2 protein-coding genes are annotated in these 1,847 nt (G+C 49.2%); one reads left to right on the top strand and one right to left on the bottom strand.

What is annotated here, in order from left to right:
* Positions 1-134: 134 nt before the first annotated feature.
* A complete protein-coding gene (locus RMO35_RS22525; protein WP_309744528.1) occupies positions 135-677 on the bottom strand; it encodes a phycobiliprotein lyase in 543 nt (180 codons plus the stop codon).
* Positions 678-954: 277 nt separating this feature from the next.
* On the opposite strand from RMO35_RS22525, the gene RMO35_RS22520 reads away from it, so the two are divergent.
* Positions 955-1,847, top strand: an 893-nt coding sequence (locus tag RMO35_RS22520) for a serine hydrolase (RefSeq protein WP_309744526.1), incomplete at its 3' end; no start/stop codon positions are given.

Genomic DNA, 1,847 nt, shown 5'->3' with positions numbered 1-1,847 from the left:
CCGTCCCCCCGTCCCCCCGTATTGGATGTCACCAGCCAAGTGAGTTGCTAGTAATAATCAGCCAAAAAAGGCGGGGCAATCGATCGATTGCCCCGCCTGAGTTATTGCTATTAATTTAGCCTAAAACCTAAAGCCTAAACCATCCGCTTTTCCAAATATTGACCGATCGTGACTTGTTCGCCTGCCCGCGAGATAATTGTTTGACGGGTGCGATATTTGTCGCCGACTAATTTGATTTCCTCTTCAAATACCGAGCTTTGATACTCGGTTTTCAGACACAGAGTATCGGGCTGGGGAAAGTGGTAAATTGCGGTAATTGGTTTAGATGTGGCGAAACCGCGATCGCGATATAAGATATTGCCCAAAGCGCCAAATAAAGTACTGCCTTTAGAAGCTTTTTTCCCAGTCACTGAGTCTTTACTATCCCACTCAATTTTGCTGCCACAGGTCAAGGCTGAGTCATCCAAGCCATGCAATCTGGCTAACTCTTGCAACTCCGGCGCGCCCGGTGCTAGAAATTCGATCGCAATTTCGCTGACTACTTCTTGGGTATCGCCATGAGGCAGCGTATAGTAACGTCGTTCTGATAACCAGTGTCCAGCCGAAGCTTGAAAAAAATTGGCAACTAATAATTCTTCAGTAGTAGCGGTAGCTGGTATTTGTAAGCCGATCGTCATGGGTGCCCTCACAGGATTGAATACACGATTTGGATTTTGAATCTAAAATCCGTAATACTTCTTAATATAACGGTAATTACGGGCAAATAAATATATCGATCGATACAGAACCCGATAGAGCAGGGGTTAAAGCTAGTGTCTGCAAGCGATTGGAGCGATGGAGATCGATCGGCACCAGTCCCCGATCGGTGTCAATTAATTGACGTGGGGAACCGAATTGTGTTAATCATCATCTGACTCAACTAACTGCTCTACCTTTACCTCACATCCCGATCTTATGAAATTAAGTTGGCTTCTCCCCGGACTGATTAGCAGTGCGTGTTTAGGATTTGCGGCACCAGCCCAAGCTGGCAAATTCACAGGTTGGGAATTTAACGCCAATCAAAACCAATTAAACTTTGGTACTGATACTGGAGTCCAGCCCAAAGCCACCCTCCTCGATGGCCCTTACCGCCTGATTGTCGATTTACCCGGCACCAAAATGACCGAGGCGACCATCCGGAAGAAATACGGTGCGGCAGTGCGAGAAGTCCGCATTGCCCAGTCAGACGCCAACAATACTCGCTTGGTAATGGAACTAGCACCCGGTTATGGTGTCAGTCCCCAAAATATTATTATTCGGAGCGATCTCCCCTCACGGTGGTCGATTAAGTTGAGATCGATCGATCGCAGTGTCGCCACAGCCAGCACCGGGCGGGTTCAGAGCGTGCCTATCAGTCCGATTGTCTTTGCTGGTGTCGTACCCATCGGGCAAGAAATGACCGCCCTCAAGCGCCAAATTAAGACCTTAGCAGCGAAATATAGTTACCTCTCCCCTGGGATGTTTTTCATGGAGGTGGACACGGGTAATTATTTGGATATTAATGGTGAGAAAAGTTTCCCGGCGGCTAGCACGATTAAATTGCCAATTTTGATGGCGCTATTTCAAGCTGTCGATTCGGGAAAAGTGCGCTTGAATGACACGCTCACGGTGAGAAGGGATTTGATTACGGGAGGTTCGGGAGAGTTGCAATACCGTCGCGGGGCAAAGTTGAGCGTCCTCCAAACGGCCTCGTTCTCGCCGGCACCTTGTTGGTCACCAACAGCGTCCAGCCACTGCAACCCTCCGTCCGCGTCGAAGCGGAGGCCGCGGCGTCATGACCTAGCAAACCATCGCAACCGCGCACTCGA

It is taken from the genome of Chamaesiphon sp. OTE_20_metabat_361, from assembly GCF_031364565.1.
Note: the sequence above shows the minus strand (reverse complement) of the source record. Positions and strands in the feature narration are given on the sequence as shown.